This is a genomic window from Kitasatospora sp. NPDC127111 (genome assembly GCF_042677465.1).
Lineage (GTDB): Bacteria > Actinomycetota > Actinomycetes > Streptomycetales > Streptomycetaceae > Kitasatospora.
Genome location: NZ_JBHXTG010000063.1, coordinates 1 through 18,165 on the forward strand (window position 1 = coordinate 1; position 18,165 = coordinate 18,165).

Here is an 18,165-nt window from a genome sequence, read left to right on the forward strand (position 1 = left end):
CTCGTCCGACAACACCAACTCGGCCTTCGGCCGACCAGTCCGCACCATAGACCCAGTCTATATTTATGAATGAAATTCCAGACTCAGGACACTAGGGTCCGTCTCCGAACTCCCGCCTGCCGGGCGGGCGGCGGGACGTCGGACGCGGACCCCGGGACCGGACGCCGGCGGCCTGACCGGTGGCGGTCCGGGGTGCGTCCGGGGTGCGTCCGGCGCACGCTGGTGGTACGGGCCGGCAGCAGCCGGCCGGGGACTCCTGGAGGTGCGAGGGCAATGGCCAAGTTCATGGACGTCCACCACGGCATGCCGGGCATCACCGCGGAACAGCTCCGCATGGCCCACCAGGCCGATCTGGCGATCGAGGGCGACGAGGGCGTGCACTTCGAGCAGGCGTGGGCCGACCCCGAGGCGGGCGTCGTCTACTGTCTCTCCGAGGCGCCGTCCAAGGAGGCCGTGCAGCGCATTCACGAGCGCACCGGTCACCCGGCGGACGAGATCCATCCGGTGCCGCTGATGGTCTGACGCCACTGATGGTCTGACGCCGGGCATCGCCTGACGCGGGGCATCACCTGACGGGTGACGCGGGGCGTCGGCGGCCGGGCCGGGCGGCGCGGGTCAGATGACCGGGACCGGCGTGAAGTGGGTGACCTCGGGCGGGTGCGCCAGGTAGCGCAGCTCGCCCTCCGACCAGACCGGCCGGATCCGCCACATCGGCCCCGCGTACCCGCGCAGGGCTTCCTCGTCACGCCACCGGCTGACCACGAGCACCCGCTGGGAGTCCTCCGTCATCGAGCGCAGCAGTTCGCCGCCCAGGCAGCCTTCCGTCTGCCCGAGCTGCGGGAGCACCTGTGACGTCAGCACGGCGCAGAACTCCTCGATGTGCCCGGCCATGACCTGCCCGGCCCAGATCCTGACGATCACGGCCACCACCTCCCACCGAAACCACCGAAACCACCGAAGCCCACGGAAAACCACGGAAACCCACGGAAGCCTTTGGCCCCATTATCGGCGCAAAACCGCTGGTGGGGAGGGTCCGGCGGGGCTTTCCCGGCGGACGGGCGGGGCGCCGGGTGGAGACGGGCGGGAGGCCGGGCGGAGACGGGCAGGAGGCCGGTAGAGACGGGCGGAAGGCCGGGGCGTCCGTGGCGGACGGGCCGGGTGCCGGAGGACGAAGGGCACCCGGAAGGCGGAGCAGAGCGCTCCGCTACATTCCCGGTATGACCAGCACACCGGAAACTGCCGCTCCGTCAATCACCGGCCCGGAAGCGCCGGACGCCCCGGACGTCCCGGGCAGCCTGTTCGCCGCGCTCAGCGCGGACGCCGTACGGGACGCGGCCGAGCTGCGCGAGATCTACGAGCAGCCGAGCGACCTCGTGCGGCGCAAGCAGGTGGACCGGATCCACGAGGTGGCGCGGCAGCTGATCGCCTGCTCGTCGCTGGTCTTCGTGGCCAGCGCGGACGCGGCCGGGCGGTGCGACGTGTCGCCGCGCGGCGGCCCGGCCGGGCTGGTGTCGGTGCTGGACGACCGGACGCTGGCCATCCCGGACGCCACCGGCAACAAGCGGCTGGACAGCCTGCACAACATCGTCGAGACCGGACAGGTCGGACTGATCTTCGTGGTCCCCGGCCGGGAGAGCACGCTGCGGGTCAACGGGCGGGCCTGCGTCTCCACCGACCCGCGGCTGCTGGAGCGGCTGACGGCGGTCGGCAAGCCGCCGCGCAGCGCGATCGTGGTCGCGGTCGAGGAGGTGTACGCACACTGCCCGAAGGCGTTCCTGCGCAGTTCGGCGTGGAAGCCGGAGAACTGGCTCGCCAAGGACGCCCAGCCCACCTCCGCCGAGGTCACCCTGTCCCACCTGCGGGATCCCTCGCTGACCATCGAGATGATCGAGCAGTCCGAGCGGGAGTCGCTGCTCCACCGGTACGAGTGACCGGGTAGCCGGTACGGGCAGCCGGCGGGAGCGGCCGTGCCGAGTGGCCGTCCCACGGGGGCGGTCGCTTGAATGGACGGATGGACTGCGTCTTCTGTGCGGTGGTGGCGGGTGAGGAGCCCGCGCACCTGGTGCTGGACGACGAGGCGGCGGTGGCCTTCCTGGACCGGCGGCCGCTCTTCCCCGGCCACGTGCTGGTCGTGCCGCGCGCCCACCACGCCACCCTGGCGGACCTGCCGGCGGCCGAGGTGGGTCCGTTCTTCCTGCGGGTGCAGCGGGTGGCCGCCGCCGTGGAGCGCGGGCTCGGCGCGGCGGGCAGCTTCGTCGCGACGAACAACCGGATCAGCCAGTCGGTGCCGCACCTGCACGTCCACGTGGTGCCGCGCAACCCGAAGGACGGGTTGCGCGGCTTCTTCTGGCCGCGCGGCACGTACCCGGACGAGGCGGGCGCGGCGGCGGTCGCCGAGCGGCTGCGGGCGGCGCTCGCCGAGCCCGGGTGATCCCCGCGGGGCCTTCGGGCGTCGGCCCCCGCGGACGTCGTCGAGCACCCAGTGCCGGTTGTCGCTGCCGGTGGACCGGCAGCGCGGCCGCAGCCGGCTCGCGCCGACCGGGACGGCCGGGACGGCCAGGGCCAGCGCCTGCCGGCCGTGGTCTCCCGGGGCGTGGCTCGCGACTCCCCGGGGCCCACCCGGATCCTCGGCACCGCCCCCGGCCCGAACCCGGGCCGCTGACGCGCCGGCAGGGGCGGGCTGACGCACCACCAGGACCGCCGACGGCGAACGTCGTACGCCCCGGCCACCCCTCGCTACCTCACGTGGAGTAGCCGGGGCGTACCCCCGGTGGAGGAGCGGCGGGGTCGGGAATCATCGTCTCGGCGGACGACCGGGACGGGGCTCGCGGCCTAGGCTCCCAGCCATGAACGACCTTGGCAGCCTTGTCCAGCAGACCGCCGACCGGCTCGCCGGCCAGCAGCTCGGCGTCGTGGTCGCCGGGCTGGCCGGCGGCGCGGTGGAGATCCGCGGCGCCGGCCGCACCTCCACCGGCCCGGACGCCGCCGTGCCCGACGCGCACACCCTGTTCGAGATCGGCTCGGTGACGAAGGTGTTCACCTCGCTCGCGCTGGCCCGGCTGGCGCTGGCCGGCTCGGCCGCGCTCGACGAACCGCTGGCCGACGTCCTGGCGGACGCGCTGCCGCCCGGCGTCACCGTCCCCGCCAAGGGCGGCACGCCGATCACCCTCCGGCACCTGGCCACCCACACCTCCGGGCTGCCGCGGCTGCCCGCCGGGATGCTGCTGCCGGCCCTGGTCGTGCCGAACAAGCCCGACCCGTACCGCGACTGCACCAGTGACGCGCTGCTGGCCGGGCTCGCCCGGACCAGGCTGCGCGCCGAACCCGGGCGCGGCTTCCGCTACTCCAACCTCGGCGCCGGTCTGCTCGGCCTGGCGCTCGCCCACCGGGCGGGCACCGGCTACGAGGAGCTGATCGCCCGGGAGGTCTGCGCGCCGCTCGGGCTCGCCGACACCGTGATCACCGTCGACGCCGAGCGGTCCGCCCGGCTCGCCCGGGGCCACACGGCCTGGCGCCGGGCCGTTCCGTTCTGGCACCTGGCCGACCTCGCGGGCGCGGGCGGGCTCCGCTCCACCGCCGCCGACCTGGCGATACTCCTGCGGGCCCAGCTGGCGTCCGGCCCGCAGGACGGCTCGCCGCTGGGGCCCGCCATCGCGCTCACCCGGGAGGTCGACCACCGCGTCAACCCGGTCGCCTGGATGCACCTCGGCTGGCTCGCCTACCGGCTGCACGCCCGGCAGGGCGGGCACCTGCAGATCTGGCACAACGGCGAGACCGGGGGGTTCCGCTCGTTCGTCGCCTTCGACCCGGAGAAGCAGGTGGGTGTCATCCTGCTGGCCAACACCCGCCGCTCTGTCGACCCGGCGGGCGTCGCCCTGCTGCGCACCCTGCAGAACGGTTAGAAGGACCGGGAACGACCCGACACAACTTCATAGTTGGATTCCCAAACTCACTCAACTCTAGTACGTTTGGGAATCCAACCCACCGCAGAGGAAGGCGGCCGCCATGCGTGACGCCGTGATCGTCGAAGCCGTCCGCACGCCGATCGGCAAGGGCAAACCGGGAGGCGCGCTCTCCGCCGTCCACCCCGTGGAGCTGCTCGCCCACACCCTGAACACCCTGGTCGCCCGCAGCGGCATCGACCCGGCGCTGGTCGACGACGTGATCGGCGGCTGCGTCGACCAGGTCGGCGAGCAGGCCATGAACACCACCCGGTACGCCTGGCTGGCGGCCGGCCTGCCGGAGTCCGTCCCGGCGACCACGGTCGACCGGCAGTGCGGCTCCTCCCAGCAGGCCGTCCACTTCGCCGCGCAGGGCGTGATCGCGGGCGCGTACGACGTGGTGGTGGCGTGCGGGATCGAGTCGATGAGCCGGGTGCCGATGTGGTCCAACGTGCCGCCGGGCGCGGACCCGTTCAGCGCCTCGATCGCCGCCCGCTACCCCGGCGGGCTGATCCCGCAGGGCGTCAGTGCGGAACTGATCGCCGCCAAGTGGTCCCTCTCCCGCGAGGCCATGGACGTCTTCGCCACCGGCTCGCACGCCAAGGCCGCGCACGCCCACGCCGCCGGGCTGTTCGAGGCGGAGCTGGCGCCGGTGACCACGCCCGCCGGCGTCGTCGCCGTGGACGAGTCGGTGCGCCCGGGCACCACGCCGGAGATCCTGGCGGGCCTGCGCCCCTCCTTCACCGACCCCGGCTTCGCCGAGCGGTACCCGCAGATCGACTGGTCGGTGACGGCGGGCAACAGCAGCCCGATCAACGACGGCGCCTCGGCCGTCCTGATCACCAGCGGCGAGACGGCGGCGCGGCTCGGCCTGCGCCCACTCGCCAGGCTGCACTCCTTCGCGGTGACCGGGTCGGACCCGCTGCTCATGCTCACCGGCGTCATCCCGGCCACCGAGAAGGTGCTGCGGCGCGCCGGGCTGTCGCTGGCCGACATCGACCTGTTCGAGGTCAACGAGGCGTTCGCGAGCGTGGTGCTGGCGTGGCTGCAGGAGACCGGCGCCGATCCGGCGAAGGTCAACGTCAACGGCGGCGCGATCGCGCTCGGCCACCCGCTCGGCGCGAGCGGGACCAGGCTGATGACGACCCTGGTGCACGCGATGCGCGAGCGCGGCGCGCGCTACACGCTCCAGACGATGTGCGAGGCGGGCGGACTGGCCAACGCCACCGTGCTGGAGGCGCTCGACTGACCCGGCGGACCGACCGGCGGTTGACCGGCGGTCACCCCGTGGTCGCCCCGCGCACTGGCCCGGCCCCGCCTCCTACCGCTCCGCCGCCGATCCGACCGGCGTCAGCAGGCGGTGGGGGCGGGCCAGTGCGCGCGAGACGGCGTCCGGGCGGACGTCGGGCGAGGCGCCCGGGCCGGGGCGCATCATCACGTCGCCCGGCGGGACGGCCGGACCGCCGCACTGCGGGCAGGCGCCGGCCAGATCGAGGTCGGTGCCGCAGAGCGCGTGCGAGAAGAGGCGCTTGGGCCCGCCGGGGGCGGCGTGGCGGCCACCCCAGCGGGCCAGCGTGTAGACCGGCGTCCACAGTTCGAGCCCGACCTCGGTGAGCAGGTAGCCGTGGCGCAGCGGCGCCTCCTGGTACGGCTCCTTGCGCAGCACCCCGGCCGCGACCAGCGCGTTCAGGCGGGAGGTGAGGACGGCGCGCGGGATGCCGAGGTGGACCAGGAAGTCGTTGAAGCGCTGCACCCCGTAGAAGGCGTCGCGGACGATCAGCAGGCTCCAGCGCTCGCCGACCACCTCCAGGGCGCGGGCGAGGGAGCAGTCCTGCTGTTCGTAGTCCGTTCCGAGCGCCATGCGGGCCAGCGTAGTCCCCGCGGGCTGCGGGTTCAATGAACAGACTGTTGCGCCCGCCGGGCTGCGGCACCGTGCAGAGCCCGGACGGGATCGGGGCGGGAGGCGGGAAGTCGGCGCGGGTGGGGGGTGCGTGGGAAGATGGCAGGGCTGGTGGAAACGATCTCCGGGCGGTTCTCTGGCCATGGTGAACGAGCAGCTGCGTGACGCCGGTGGGCCCGGGCGGCCGCGCCGGGGGGAACCGGGTGAGGGGCCGCGTCAGGACGCCCTGCTGATGGTGCCGATCGCCACCGCGCTGATCGAGTCCGACGGGCGGATCCTGCACTGGAGCAGCGACGCCGAGGCGCTGCTCGGATACACCGCCGAGGAGGCGATCGGCGCCCGCGCCGCGCAGCTGCTGGCCTCGGACGAGCAGCGGCCGGACGTTTTGGAGCTGTTCCAGGAGATCCTGGACGGCCGCGGCTGGTCGGGCGTGTTCCCGGTCCGCCACCGGGACGGCCACAACGTCAACCTGGAGTTCCGCACCCACCCGATCCTCGGCCCGGGCGGCAGTCCGCTGGTGCTCGCCGTGGCGTCCGACGTGACCACGCTGCGCCGGATCCAGGCGGACCTCGCGGTGCTCGACGGGTTCTTCAGCCAGTCCCCCGTCGGCATGGGCGTGTTCGACACCCGGCTCGCCTTCGTCCGGCTGAACAACGCGCTGGCCCGGGTCAACGGCCTGTCCGTCGAGGAGCACCTCGGCCACCGCCTCACCGAGCTGCTGCCCGGGATCAACGGGGAGGAGAGCGAGGCGGTGATGCGGCAGGTGCTGGAGAGCGGCGAGCCGGTGATCGACGCGCGCTCGCACGGCCGCACCCCGGGCGATCCGCAGCACGACCACGCCTGGTCGGCCTCGTACTTCCGGCTGGAGGACCCGGGCGGGGAGGTGCTCGGGGTCAGCTCGACGGTCATCGACATCACCGAACGGGCCCGCGCGGACGCCCGGGCGGCCCGGGCACAGGAGCGGCTGGCGCTGCTGGTCGACGCGACCGCCTCCATCGGCACCACGCTCGACCTGCGGCAGACGGCGCGCGAGCTGGCCGACGCGATGGTGCCGAGGGTCGCCGACATCAGCGGTGTGTTCGCCCTGGAGGCGCTGGTCGCCGGGCGCAACGTGGAGCCGCCCGACCCGACGTCCCCGCACCTGGTGCGCCGCCTGGCGCTCGCCACCCACGACCCGCTGTACCCGGCCGAGGCGCTGCCGGTGGACACCGTCTACGAGCTGGCGCCGGACTCGCCCTACGCCCGGGCGCTGACGACCGGGCGGACGGTCGTGGTGCCGTCCTGGGAGCTGCCGCTGCTGACCGAGGCGATCACCGAGAGCCGCCGCCAGGCGTACCTCGGCGACCGGCCGCGCTCGGTGCGGATCACCCCGCTGGTGGCCCGCGGCACCACGCTCGGCATGGTGGTGTACTCGCGGCGCGGCGAGCGGGAGTCCTTCGCCGAGGCGGACATCACCCTCGGCGACGAGCTGGCCTCGCGGGCGGCCGTGGCGATCGACAACGCCCGGCTCTACCTGCGCCAGCACCAGACCGTGCTCGCCCGCCAGCAGGCGCTGCGCGAGGCGAAGGCCGCGCAGGAGCGGCTGGCGCTGGTCAACTCCGCCTCGGCGCGGATCGGCACCACCCTCGATCTCGCCCAGACCGCCCAGGAGTTGGCGGAGGTGGCGACGCCCCGGCTGGCCGACACGGTGGTGGTCGAGGTGCTGGACGACCTGGTGCGCGGCGAGCGCGAGGCCCGCACGATGCCGGACGGCTCGGCCGTGCTGCGCCGGATGGCCTTCCACTCGGCGCAGGGCTCGACGCTGGCGCCGATCGACCGGACCGGCGGCGTGCAGCGGTTCCGCCCCGGCTCGCCGTACGCGTGGAGCCTGGCGAACCGCAAGCCGGTGCTGGTGCCGCGGATGGACGCGGCCGGCATGGCCTGGTTCGCCGACGACCCGGTGCGCACCGCGGCCGTGCGGGAGCAGAACGTCCTCTCGTTCATGGTGGTGCCGCTGATCGCCCGGGGCGGGGCGGTCGGGGTGGCCGGCTTCTACCGGACGGTGGTGGAGCGCCCGTACGAGGACGACGACCTGGCGCTGGCCGGGGAGTTGGCGGTGCGGGCGGCGGTGTCGATCGACAACGCGCTGCTGTTCTCCCGGGAGCGCGACGCGGCGGCCGCCCGCCAGCGCGCGCTGGACGAGGCGTGGGCGGCGCAGCAGCGGCTGTCGCTGCTGAACGAGGCCAGCACCCGGATCGGCACCACGCTCGATCTGCACCGCACCGCCGAGGAGTTGGTGGAGGTGGTGATCCCGAGGTTCGCCGACTTCGTCACCGTCGACCTGCGCGAGGCGGTCCTCAGCGGCGACGATCCGAGCCCGGTCCCGGACGACCGCTCGGTGCTGCTGCGCGCGGTCGCCGTCGGCGAGGCCGACGCGGACGGGGCACTGGCCGCCGCCGCGGACCAGGTCGGCGAGAACTCACAGTCCGCGCAGGTGTACGCGGAGAGCCTGCGGACCGGCCGTTCGATCCTGGTGTCGGAGGTCGACGAGGCGGCGCTGCGGCGGATCGTGGCCTCGCCGGACCGGGTCCAGCCGGGCCTGGACGCCGGGGTGCACTCGTACCTGATGGTGCCGTTGCTGGCCCGCGGAATGGTGCTGGGCGGCGCGGAGTTCATCCGGATCCGCAACCCGGTGCCGTTCGGGCCGGCCGACCGGGCGCTGGCCGAGGAGCTGGCGGCGCGGACCGCGCTCGCGATGGACAACGGCCGGCTCTACCGGCGCGAGCGGGACACCGCGCTGACCCTGCAGCGCAGTCTGCTGCCGCAGGAGATCCACCGCACGCTCGGGCTGGAGATCGCCTACCGCTACCTGCCCAGCAGCGTGGTCAGCGAGGTCGGCGGCGACTGGTTCGACGTCGTCCCGCTCTCCTCGGGCCGGGTCGCCCTGGTGGTCGGCGACGTGATGGGCCACGGCATCCGCGCCGCCGCCACCATGGGGCAACTCCGTACGGTGGCCCGCACGTTGATCACCCTGGAGTTGGACCCCGCGCGGGTGCTGCAGCGGCTGGACGAGGCCACCACGGCCATCGGCGAGGGCCAGTTCGCGACCTGTGTCTGCGTGGTGTACGACCCGGTGGAACGGCACTGCAGCGCCGCCTGCGCGGGCCACCTGCCGCCGGTGGTGGCCGACGCCGAGGGCGGGGCGCACCTGCTCGAACTGCCGCCGGGCGCCCCGCTGGGAGTCGGCGGCGTCACCTTCGAGAGCGTCGAGTTCACCCTCCCCGAGGAGGGCATCCTCGGGCTCTACACCGACGGCCTGGTCGAGCGCCGGGGCCGCGACCTCGACGACGGCCTCGACCTGCTCTGCCGGACCATCGCCGACCGGCGCCGTTCGCTGGAGCAGACCTGCGACGCCGTCCTGGCCGAACTCACCGGCCGCACCAGCGAGGACGACATCGCGATCATCCTGGCGCAGGTCCGGCCGGCCGGGTCCGACCGGATCGCCACCCTCCCGCTCACCGGCGACCACGCGATGGTCGCGCACTCCCGCCGGTTCACCCGCGAGACGCTGGCCGACTGGGGGCTCGCCCCGCTCGCCGACTGGGCCGAGCTGCTCACCAGCGAGCTGATCACCAACGCCCTGGTGCACGCCGGATCCCCCACCCAGCTGCGGCTGTTCTACAACCGGCTGCTCACCGTGGAGGTCGCGGACCGCGACACCGGGGCGCCGCGGATGCGGCGGGCCCGGGAGGAGGACGAGGGCGGGCGCGGCATGCACCTGGTCAACGAACTGGCGCACCGCTGGGGCACCCGGCACACCCGGGACGGCAAGGTGGTCTGGTTCGAGCTGGAGCTGCCGCCCGGGACGCCGCCGCGCTGAGCTCCGGTGACAACCGGCGGTTGTCGCCGCGCCCGGGCGGTTGTTCGCCCGGGCACGGCCCGGAGGGATTGGCTTGGTCCCGGAAGGAACGACCGACCGGAACCAGAGGAGCAGACCATGGACCAGCTCGACCCCCGCACCGTCGTGGAGCGCTACGTCACCGCCGTCGCCGAGGGCGACCTCGCCACCGCGGTGGCCTCCTTCGCCGAGGACGCCACCTGGGAGTACCCCGGCGACCTCCCGCTGTCCCGGGTCTGGCGCGGCCGGAAAGCCATCGCCGAGGACTTCCTCGGCTCGGTGGGGTCCCTGTTCGCCCCGGACGCCGTCCTGGAGGTCACGCTCACCGGTCTGCTCGCCGACGGCCCGCAGGTCGTCGCCGAGTGGACCGCCCGCGGCACGGCCGCCAACGGCTCCGCCTACCGGAACCGCTGCCTGGGAGTCTTCACCGTCGAGAACGGCCTGATCACCTCGGTGCGCGAGTACCTCGACACCCAGCACGCGGCCCGCACCCTGTTCGCACCGGCCGCCGGCTGAGCCCCGGCCAGCCCTAAGGCGTATCCGGGAGCAGCAGGTTGACGTCGCCGAACTCGTGCCAGAGGTAGCGGTGCCGGACGGCCTCGGCGTAGCAGCGTTCGAGCAGCGGCCGGCCGGCCACGGCGGCGAGCATCAGCAGGTGGGAGGCCCGGGGCTCGTGCCAGCCGGTGAGCAGGCCGTCCACGGCGCGCACGCCGCGTTCGGGGGTGATCACCAACTCGGTCCAGCCGTCGGCCTCGTGGACGGTGCCGTCCGGGGCCGCCGCCGTCTCCAGGGCGCGGACGACGGTGGTGCCGACGGCGATCACCCGGCCGCCGCCGGAGCGGACGTGGCCGATCAGGCCGGCGGTGCCGGCCGGCACCTGGAACCGTTCGGCGTACGGCGCCTCGTGCGCCTCCGGGGAGGCGACGCCGGTGTGCAGGGTGATCGGCGCGACCAGTACCCCGCGGCCGGCCAGCCGGGCCACCACCTCGGCGGTGAACGGGCGGGCCGCGCTGGGCATCTCGCTGCTGCCCGGGACGGTCGCGAAGACCGTCTGGTACGCCTCGATCGGCCAGTCGCGGTCCACGTAGCCGTAACGGATCGCCTTGCCGTGGTGGTCCAGGTAGGTCAACAGCGGCTCGGGCAGGGCGAGTCGGGCGTACCAGAGGCGCGCGGTGAACGGCGCGACGAGTTCGGCCGAGGCGCCGGCCGGCAGCGCCACCCGCAGCCCCGGCCGGGCCGGGGACTCCTCCGGCGGGTAGTAGCCGGCGGCCGCCCCGGGGACGATCCGGCGCAACTCCACCAGGTGGGCGCCGCGTTGGTCCGGCCGGGCGGAGGAGAGGTGCAGCGCGACGGGGGTGCCGTCCGGCAGCCGGCCGGGCAGCGCGGCGGGGAGGGTGGCCGAGTTGTTGACCACCAGCAGGTCCCCGGGGCGCAGGACCTCGGGCAGCTCGGTGAAGCGCCGGTGCTCCACACCGCCGACCCCGTCGCGCCGGCCGACCAGCATGCGCACGTCGTCCCGGGCGGTGCCGCGGGCCTCCGCCGGTGCGCGGGCGGAGAGTTCGGGCGGGACGGTGACGTCGATCCCCGGGCCGGTGAGCGCGGTCACCGGGTCGGTGAGCGCGGTCGGGTCGGTGAGCGCGGTCATCGCGCGCCCGACGCGGAGGCGGCCGGCAGGTCGGCGGCGCGGTAGCGGCCGGAGTCGGCCCGGTCCCGGACCAGGCCGAGCAGGGACGGCGCCACCTCCTCGGGCAGCGGTACGCCCGCGAGGTCCTCGCCGGCCTGCGCGAGCATCCTGGTCCGCATGCCGCCCGGGTCGACCGCCCACACCCGCACATCCGGCTCCTCCCGGGCCAGTACGGCGGAGGCCTGGTCCAGTGCCGCCTTGCTGGCGCCGTACCCGCCCCAGCCCCGGTAGGCCTCGACGGCGGCGTCCGAGCTGATGTTGAGGACGGCGCCGGTGTGGGCGCGCAGCTGCGGCAGCACGAGCTGGGTGAGGGCGATCGGCGCGAGGACGTTGACCTCGAAGGTCTCCAGCAGGCCCGGCAGCGGGAAGTCGGCCAGCCGGGGCAGCGGTTCGGCCGCGGCGGAGTCCGAGCCGTTGAGCGTGCCGGCGTTGTTGACCAGCAGCGCCGCGCCGCCGAGGGCGGCGGAGGCCTCGGCGAGGCGCTCGCGGTGCGCGTCGTCGACGACCGACCCGGCGAGGGCGGTGACCTTGGTGACGGCCGCCAGTTCGGCTTCGGCGGCGGAGAGTTCGGCCCCGTCGCGGGCGGTGATCACCAGCTGCCAGCCCTCGGCGGCCAGGGCCCGGGCGAGCGCCAGGCCCAGGCCGCGCGAGGCGCCGGTGATCAGGGCGACGGGCGGGGTGTGGTGCTGCGGTGCGTTCGTCATGTCCCCACGATCGCCCCGCCCGCCGCCCGCCGGATCGGCCGCCGGTCCTGCGACCGGCTCGTCCGTTGGGCTTAGATCAAGAGGCCGAGGACTCCCGGTTCTCCGCCCAGGCCTCGGGGTCGGACCAGGCGGCCAGGGTGCGGCGACTCTCGAAGCGGCGGTGCTCGCCGGACAGGGGGTCGGTGAACTCGACCACGGAGGACAGCAGTTGCAGGGGCCGGCGGAAGTCGTCGGGGGCCGGCTCGGGGAGCAGCACGGGGTACACCGGGTCGCCGAGGATGGGCAGGCCGAGGCCGCTCATGTGCAGGCGCAGCTGGTGGGTGCGCCCGCTGTGCGGCAGCAGGCGGTAGTGGCCGAGGCCGTCGCGGTGGTCGAGCAGCTCGATCCGGCTCTCGCTGTTCGGCGGGGCGTCCAGTTCGCGGGCCGCGATGACGCCGCGTTCCTTGAGGATGTGGCTGCGCACGGTGCGCGGCAGGGCGGTCGCCGGGTCGTACGGCGCGACGGCCCGGTACTCCTTGCGGACCAGCCGGTCGCGGAAGAGCGTCTGGTAGGCGCCGCGGTCCTCCGGGCGGACCACGAACATCGCCAGGCCCGCGGTCAGCCGGTCCAGCCGGTGGGCCGGGCTGAGGGCGGGGAGGTCCAGCGAGTGCCGCAGCCGGGAGAGCGCCGTCTCGACGACGTGGCGGCCGCGCGGGGTGGTGGCCAGGAAGTGCGGCTTGTCGACCACCACCAGGTGCTCGTCCCGGTGCAGCACGGCCACCTCGAACGGGACCGGGACCTCGGCCGGCAGCTCGCGGTAGAGCCAGAGGTGCGCTCCCGGGCGGAACGGCTCGTCCGGCCCGATCGGACCGTTCTCGCCGACGATCTCGCGCCCGTGCAGCAGCGCGTCGATCCGCTCCGGGGCGACGGTGGGCAGCCGGTCGGCCAGGTATCCGCGGACCGTCGGCCACGGACCGTCGAGGGGCAGCCGCAGGTGCACCGGGTCCACCCCGAGGCGCTGCGGGAGGGGGGCGGGCGGCACCTTGCTCTTGCGTCTCATCTCGTGGCCAGCTTATCCAGGGCCGGCAGCCGCACGGCCGCGGCCTCGTCCCCGGGCCCGGCCTCGTCTCCGGGCCCGGCCTCGTCCCCGGCCTCGTCTCCGGACCGGGCCCGGCCTCGTACCCGGCCCGGGCCGTACGGCCGCGGCTCCGACGTGCCGGGGCGCGGGGCGGCGGTGGAGAGTGGACGGAGAGGCCCCTCGCCGACGTGGGCCGCCGCCGACCCCCGCTGGAGGCGTACGCGTGACCGCCGACGGACCGCAGGACGCGGTGCCGCCGCTGCACCTGCCGCGGCGGACCAGGCTGCTGCTCGGCTGCGCGTTCCTGCTGCTGGTCGCGGCCGTGGTGGCCGACGTGGTGACCGGGCCGGGGACGACCCTCTCCCCCGTCCTCGCGGTGGCGCCGGTGCTGGCCGGGGCGACCACCCGGCGGGCCCGGGTGCCGCTGATCACGGGCCTGGTCGCGATGGCGGCCGTCGGGCTGCTGGAGGTCGCCAACCACGGCGTGCCCACCTCCGTCCACGTGACCGCGCTGATCACCGTGCTCGCCGCCACGCTGGCCAGCACCGCGAACGTGGTCCTGGTGGCGGCCCGGGAGCGCGAGCTGTTCCAGGTCCGGACGGTGGCCGAGGCCGCGCAGCGGGCGCTGCTGCGGCCGCCGCCGGAGCGGCTCGGGCCGTTGCGGGTGGCGGTGCGCTACGTCGCGGCGGCGGCGGAGGCGAGGATCGGCGGGGACCTGTACGAGGTGGCGGAGAGCCCGTACGGGGTGCGGATCCTGCTGGGGGACGTGCAGGGGCACGGGCTGCCGGCGGTGGAGACGGCGGCGGACGTACTCGGGGTGTTCCGGGAGGCGGCGCGGACCGAGCCGGACCTCGCCCGGGTCGCCGAGCGGCTGGACTCGGCGCTGGCGGCCCGCCCGGTGAACGAGCGCTGGGTCACCGCGCTGCTGCTGGAGGCGGACCGGGCCGGCGGGCGGGCGGAGTTGGTCAACTGCGGCCACCCGCACCCGCTGCTGCGCCGCGCGGGCCGGGTGAACGAGCTGGCGCCGCCGCGGCACGCCCCGCCGCTGGGGATGCTCGGCCTGATCGGCGGGCGGTACGAGGCGGGCGGCTTCGACCCCGGCCCGGGCGACCTGCTGCTGCTCTACACCGACGGCGTCTCCGAGGCCCGCGACGGCACGGGCCGGTTCTACCCGCTGTCCGAGCGCCTGGCCGCCCTCCCCGCCGGCAGCCCCGAGGACGTGCTGGACGAGCTGCTGGCGGGCGTCCGCGCCTGGGTGGGCGGTGCCGGCCTGGCCGACGACGCGGCCCTGCTGGCGCTGCGCTGGGAGCGCTGAGCGACCGGGAGCGCGGGGCGGGGGGTCCACCGTCCACCGGGCGGGCGGGTCCACCGGGCGGGCGGATGCGCGGCCGGTGCGCGGGGGCCGGTGCGCCGGGGCCGGCCGGGTGCGTCAGGGGCCACTTGTCAGTGCCGGGTGCGAGGCTCTGTGCCGACGGCCGGCGGGGAACCGGCCGCACCAGGGCCGAGGGGAACGGTGCGATGGGGACGAGGACGAGCGGCGCGTTCGAGGTGACGGCGTTCGAGCCCGAGGAGACGGACGAACAGTCGGGGGCGACGCTCGGGCGCGTGCGGCTCACCAAGGAGTTCACGGGCGGCCTGACCGGCGGCAGCGTGGTGCGGATGCTCTCCGTGCTGGACGGCGCGGGCGGCCCGGCGGCGTACGTCGCGGTCGAGCACTTCACCGGTGAGCTGGACGGGCGCAAGGGCTCGTTCGTGCTCCAGCACGCCGCGCCGGGCAGTCAGGGCGAGCGGCTGGCGATCCGGGTGGTGGCGGGCACCGGGGCGGGCGAGCTGACGGGGCTCACCGGCACGTTCGAGCTGACCGTGGACGAGGCCGGCCGGCACGCCTACACGCTGGACTACGCGCTGGGCTGAGCCGACCCGGTTCGGGCGGACGGACGGTCCGCGCGGCGCCGGGGCGGTCCGCGCGGCGCCGGGGCGCTCCGGCCCGCCGCTGTCACGATGATGCGATCAGCGCACGACCCGATCGCGGAGGGTGACAGATGGCCCAGGAGCCGGCACACGAGGTCGACCGGATGGTCGGGCGGCTGCGCGGGATCGGCCGCGGCCTGCCGCCGTCCGACGGCGTCGCGGTGTTCAACCGGATGTACCTGACCGTGACGGAGGCGGTGCGCGACCGCCTCGCCCGGCCCTACTTCGCCGACCCCGCCGCGATGGCCGAGCTGGACGTGGTGTTCGCCGGGCGGTACCTGCTGGCCGTGGACGCCGTCGCGGCGGGGCGCCGGCCGCCGGCCTGCTGGCGGCCGCTGTTCGAGCTGCGCGGGCACCCTGGGGTGCACCCCCTGCAGTTCGCGCTGGCCGGGATGAACGCGCACATCCAGCACGACCTGCCGCTCGCCGTGCTCGACACCTGCCGCCGGCTCGGCCGTCCCCCGGAGCGGCTGGCCGACGACTACCACCGGATCAACGGCCTGCTGGCCGCGGTGGAGACGGCCGTCCGGGAGCAGCTGATGCCCGGGCCGGACCTGCTGGAGCGGGCCGAACCCCTGACGCACCTGGTGGGCGCCTGGTCGGTCGACGCCGCCCGGGACGCGGCCTGGGCGAGCGTCCGCGCGCTCTGGGAGCTGCGCGAGGTGCCGGGTGCGGTGGCGGCGCTGACCGCCACCCTGGACGCCTCGGTGGGACTGCTCGGCCGGGCCCTGCTCACCCCGCTGGGCCTGCACGGCCACCCGGGCCCGGACGCGCGGACGGCCGGCCGGTTCCCCGGGGCGAGGAACCGGCCGGCCGTCGAGCGCGGCTGAGGGCGATCAGGCCCAGCTGGAGTGCAGCGGCTTGCCCTCGGCGTAGCCGGCCGCGCTCTGGACGCCGATCACGGCCTTCTCGTGGAACTCCTCCAGGCTGGAGGCGCCGGCGTAGGTGCAGGAGCTGCGCACACCGGCCACGATCGAGTCGATCAGGTCCTCGACGCCCGGGCGGGCCGGGTCGATGAACATCCGGGAGTGCGAAATGCCCTCCTCGAACAGCGCCTTGCGGGCCCGGTCGTACGCGGAGTCCTGGGCGGTACGGTTGCTGACCGCGCGCGCCGAGGCCATGCCGAAGCTCTCCTTGTACTGGCGGCCGTCGGCGGTGGTCTGCAGGTCGCCGGGCGACTCGTAGGTGCCGGCGAACCAGGAGCCGATCATCACGTTGGACGCGCCGGCGGCCAGCGCCATCGCGACGTCACGCGGGTGGCGGACGCCGCCGTCGGCCCAGACGTGCTTGCCGAGGCGGCGCGCCTCGGCGGCGCACTCCAGGACGGCGGAGAACTGCGGGCGGCCGACACCGGTCATCATCCGGGTGGTGCACATCGCGCCGGGGCCGACGCCGACCTTGAGGATGTCGGCGCCCGCCTCGACCAGGTCACGGACACCGGCGGCGGAGACCACGTTGCCGGCCACGATCGGGATCTGCGGGTCCAGGCCGCGCACCGCGTGCAGCGCGCTGACCATCGACTCCTGGTGGCCGTGCGCGGTGTCGACCACCAGCACGTCGGCACCGGCCTCGATCAGGGCCTTGGCCTTGCCGGCCACGTCGCCGTTGATGCCGACGGTGGCGGCGATCCGCAGCCGGCCCCGGTCGTCGACGGCGGGGGTGTAGAGGGTGGCGCGCAGCGCGTTCTTGCGGGTCAGGATGCCGACCAGGCGGCCGTCCGCGCCGACCACCGGGGCGAGCTTGCGGTGCGCCTCGCTGAGCTTGTCGAAGGCGGCGCGCGGGTCGATGCCCTCCTCCAGCAGCAGCAGGTCGCGCGACATCACGTCGGCGAGGCTGGTGAAGCGGTCGACGCCCTGGCAGTCGCCCTCGGTGACGACACCGACCGGCTTGCCGTCCTCGACCACGACCAGCGCGCCGTGCGCGCGCTTGGGCAGCAGGGAGAGCGCCTCGGCGACGGTGGCGCCGGGGTCGAGGGTGATGGCGGTGTCGTGCACCAGGTGGCGCTGCTTGACCCAGCCGATGACCTCGGCGATCACGTCGGTGGGGATGTCCTGCGGGATGGCGACCAGGCCACCGCGGCGGGCGACGGTCTCGGCCATCCGGCGGCCCGCGATGGCGGTCATGTTGGCGACGACGAGCGGGATGGTGGTGCCGGTGCCGTCGTTCGAGGAGAGGTCGACACCCTGCCGGGAGCCCACCGCGGAGCGGCTGGGGACCATGAAGACGTCGTCGTACGTCAGGTCGTACGAAGGCTTGAGGTCGTTCAGGAAGCGCATTGGGAGGTCTCCGGCGGTCGTAGATACACCTTGGGTGCGGACTGGGCCGGGAACGGGTGGACGCACATGGCTCCCTTGACCCGTGGACCAATCCTCGCTGAACCACAGGTCAAAGCGCCAGTCCGCCGGTTAGTCCTGAAGGTCTGTACGAGCGCATCCTCGCTGTGGACGCCCCGCCTTGTAGGAAAACACAGAACCTCTCCCGGGATCACTTCCCGGACATTGCCGCTTCAGCAAGGGCGGCCTTCAAGTTGCTGAGTACGGCCTCGCACTCCCGGCACCGGCGGTCATGGAGGGGAGGCGGATACCACGGCTGCCCGCGCGCCGTCGGCTGGCAATGCTCGTGCCGCATCGTGGTCGTGTCGAGCTCGCACAGGGTCCGCGAGCCGGGATCCTCGGGAACGTCAGGGTCAGCCGGCGCCGCGTGCACCCAGCGGACCTCCGGGGCGACTCCCCGCCACCCGCGCGAGGCACGTCGCCGGCCTCCTCCGCCAGCTCCAGCAGGATTATTGAGCTGCCCACATCCCGACGATGCATCGTTCACCCGACCCTCGCACCCGGAGCCCGTCAGTAATCGGTGTCCCGAAGACGTGGACGGCACGCGGCCCCAGCGCGCTTGAGTTTGGCCCCGCACCGCTGCAGCTCAGCCAGCTCCAGCATCGATCAGAGCGGAGCCCAGGCCATACACAGCGCCCTCCAAGGAGTCGGTCCCGCACCGCAGGCCGACTTACGACGTCAGCGCCAGACCCTCCCAA

General features: G+C 74.7%; 16 protein-coding genes. 10 read left to right on the forward strand and 6 right to left on the reverse strand.

Annotated features, from left to right (window positions below):
- Positions 1-273 precede the first annotated feature (273 nt).
- On the forward strand, positions 274-522 hold the full coding sequence (locus ACFVHB_RS30080; protein WP_380328504.1) for an SCO4226 family nickel-binding protein: 249 nt from the start codon (positions 274-276) through the stop codon (positions 520-522).
- Between the two features lie 93 nt (positions 523-615).
- Here ACFVHB_RS30080 and ACFVHB_RS30085 read toward each other — a convergent pair whose 3' ends face one another.
- Positions 616-921, reverse strand: coding sequence for an antibiotic biosynthesis monooxygenase family protein (locus ACFVHB_RS30085; RefSeq protein ID WP_380328506.1), 306 nt, complete (start codon positions 919-921; stop codon positions 616-618).
- Between the two features lie 296 nt (positions 922-1,217).
- On the opposite strand from ACFVHB_RS30085, the gene ACFVHB_RS30090 reads away from it, so the two are divergent.
- The 4 genes from ACFVHB_RS30090 to ACFVHB_RS30105 all read left to right on the forward strand — a co-directional run bounded on the left by ACFVHB_RS30090 (position 1,218) and on the right by ACFVHB_RS30105 (position 5,190).
- Positions 1,218-1,931, forward strand: coding sequence for an MSMEG_1061 family FMN-dependent PPOX-type flavoprotein (locus tag ACFVHB_RS30090; RefSeq protein WP_380328508.1), 714 nt, complete (start codon positions 1,218-1,220; stop codon positions 1,929-1,931).
- Positions 1,932-2,011: 80 nt separating this feature from the next.
- Positions 2,012-2,431 (forward strand): HIT family protein, encoded by a 420-nt coding sequence (locus ACFVHB_RS30095; RefSeq protein ID WP_380328510.1) that lies wholly within the window; start codon positions 2,012-2,014, stop codon positions 2,429-2,431.
- A 415-nt stretch (positions 2,432-2,846) separates the two neighbouring features.
- Entirely contained in the window at positions 2,847-3,902 is a 1,056-nt protein-coding gene (locus ACFVHB_RS30100) for a serine hydrolase domain-containing protein (RefSeq protein ID WP_380328512.1), read from the forward strand.
- Positions 3,903-4,005: 103 nt separating this feature from the next.
- Positions 4,006-5,190, forward strand: a complete 1,185-nt coding sequence (locus ACFVHB_RS30105; protein WP_380328514.1) for a thiolase family protein — start codon at positions 4,006-4,008, stop codon at positions 5,188-5,190.
- Between the two features lie 72 nt (positions 5,191-5,262).
- On the opposite strand, the gene ACFVHB_RS30110 is transcribed toward ACFVHB_RS30105, so the two are convergent.
- Positions 5,263-5,802, reverse strand: coding sequence for a winged helix-turn-helix transcriptional regulator (locus ACFVHB_RS30110; RefSeq protein ID WP_380328516.1), 540 nt, complete (start codon positions 5,800-5,802; stop codon positions 5,263-5,265).
- A 181-nt stretch (positions 5,803-5,983) separates the two neighbouring features.
- On the opposite strand from ACFVHB_RS30110, the gene ACFVHB_RS30115 reads away from it, so the two are divergent.
- A complete protein-coding gene (locus ACFVHB_RS30115) occupies positions 5,984-9,700 on the forward strand; it encodes a SpoIIE family protein phosphatase (protein ID WP_380328518.1) in 3,717 nt (1,238 codons plus the stop codon).
- Positions 9,701-9,817: 117 nt separating this feature from the next.
- A complete protein-coding gene (locus ACFVHB_RS30120) occupies positions 9,818-10,234 on the forward strand; it encodes a nuclear transport factor 2 family protein (protein ID WP_380328519.1) in 417 nt (138 codons plus the stop codon).
- A gap of 13 nt (positions 10,235-10,247) precedes the next feature.
- Here the strand turns inward: ACFVHB_RS30120 and ACFVHB_RS30125 are convergent, their stop codons facing one another.
- From ACFVHB_RS30125 to ACFVHB_RS30135, 3 genes are all read right to left on the reverse strand, one after another.
- Positions 10,248-11,363 (reverse strand): S-adenosylmethionine:tRNA ribosyltransferase-isomerase, encoded by a 1,116-nt coding sequence (locus ACFVHB_RS30125; RefSeq protein ID WP_380328520.1) that lies wholly within the window; start codon positions 11,361-11,363, stop codon positions 10,248-10,250.
- Positions 11,360-12,106: an SDR family NAD(P)-dependent oxidoreductase gene (locus ACFVHB_RS30130; protein WP_380328522.1), complete on the reverse strand. Its 747-nt coding sequence runs from the start codon at positions 12,104-12,106 to the stop codon at positions 11,360-11,362. The genes ACFVHB_RS30125 and ACFVHB_RS30130 overlap by 4 nt, the downstream gene beginning before the upstream one ends.
- Before the next feature lie 76 nt (positions 12,107-12,182).
- Positions 12,183-13,145, reverse strand: a complete 963-nt coding sequence (locus ACFVHB_RS30135; RefSeq protein WP_380328524.1) for a pseudouridine synthase — start codon at positions 13,143-13,145, stop codon at positions 12,183-12,185.
- Between the two features lie 241 nt (positions 13,146-13,386).
- Between ACFVHB_RS30135 and ACFVHB_RS30140 the strand changes: the two genes are divergently transcribed.
- The 3 genes from ACFVHB_RS30140 (at position 13,387) to ACFVHB_RS30150 (ending at position 15,964) form a co-directional block, all read left to right on the forward strand.
- Positions 13,387-14,478, forward strand: coding sequence for a PP2C family protein-serine/threonine phosphatase (locus ACFVHB_RS30140; RefSeq protein ID WP_380328526.1), 1,092 nt, complete (start codon positions 13,387-13,389; stop codon positions 14,476-14,478).
- 203 nt (positions 14,479-14,681) lie between these two features.
- Positions 14,682-15,077 carry a DUF3224 domain-containing protein gene (locus ACFVHB_RS30145; protein ID WP_380328528.1) on the forward strand — a complete coding sequence of 132 codons (396 nt, stop codon included), beginning with the start codon at positions 14,682-14,684 and terminating at the stop codon, positions 15,075-15,077.
- A 128-nt stretch (positions 15,078-15,205) separates the two neighbouring features.
- Positions 15,206-15,964 carry a DUF5995 family protein gene (locus ACFVHB_RS30150; protein ID WP_380328530.1) on the forward strand — a complete coding sequence of 253 codons (759 nt, stop codon included), beginning with the start codon at positions 15,206-15,208 and terminating at the stop codon, positions 15,962-15,964.
- A 6-nt stretch (positions 15,965-15,970) separates the two neighbouring features.
- Here the strand turns inward: ACFVHB_RS30150 and ACFVHB_RS30155 are convergent, their stop codons facing one another.
- Positions 15,971-17,410, reverse strand: a complete 1,440-nt coding sequence (locus tag ACFVHB_RS30155; protein ID WP_380328532.1) for a GuaB1 family IMP dehydrogenase-related protein — start codon at positions 17,408-17,410, stop codon at positions 15,971-15,973.
- Positions 17,411-18,165: the final 755 nt, after the last annotated feature.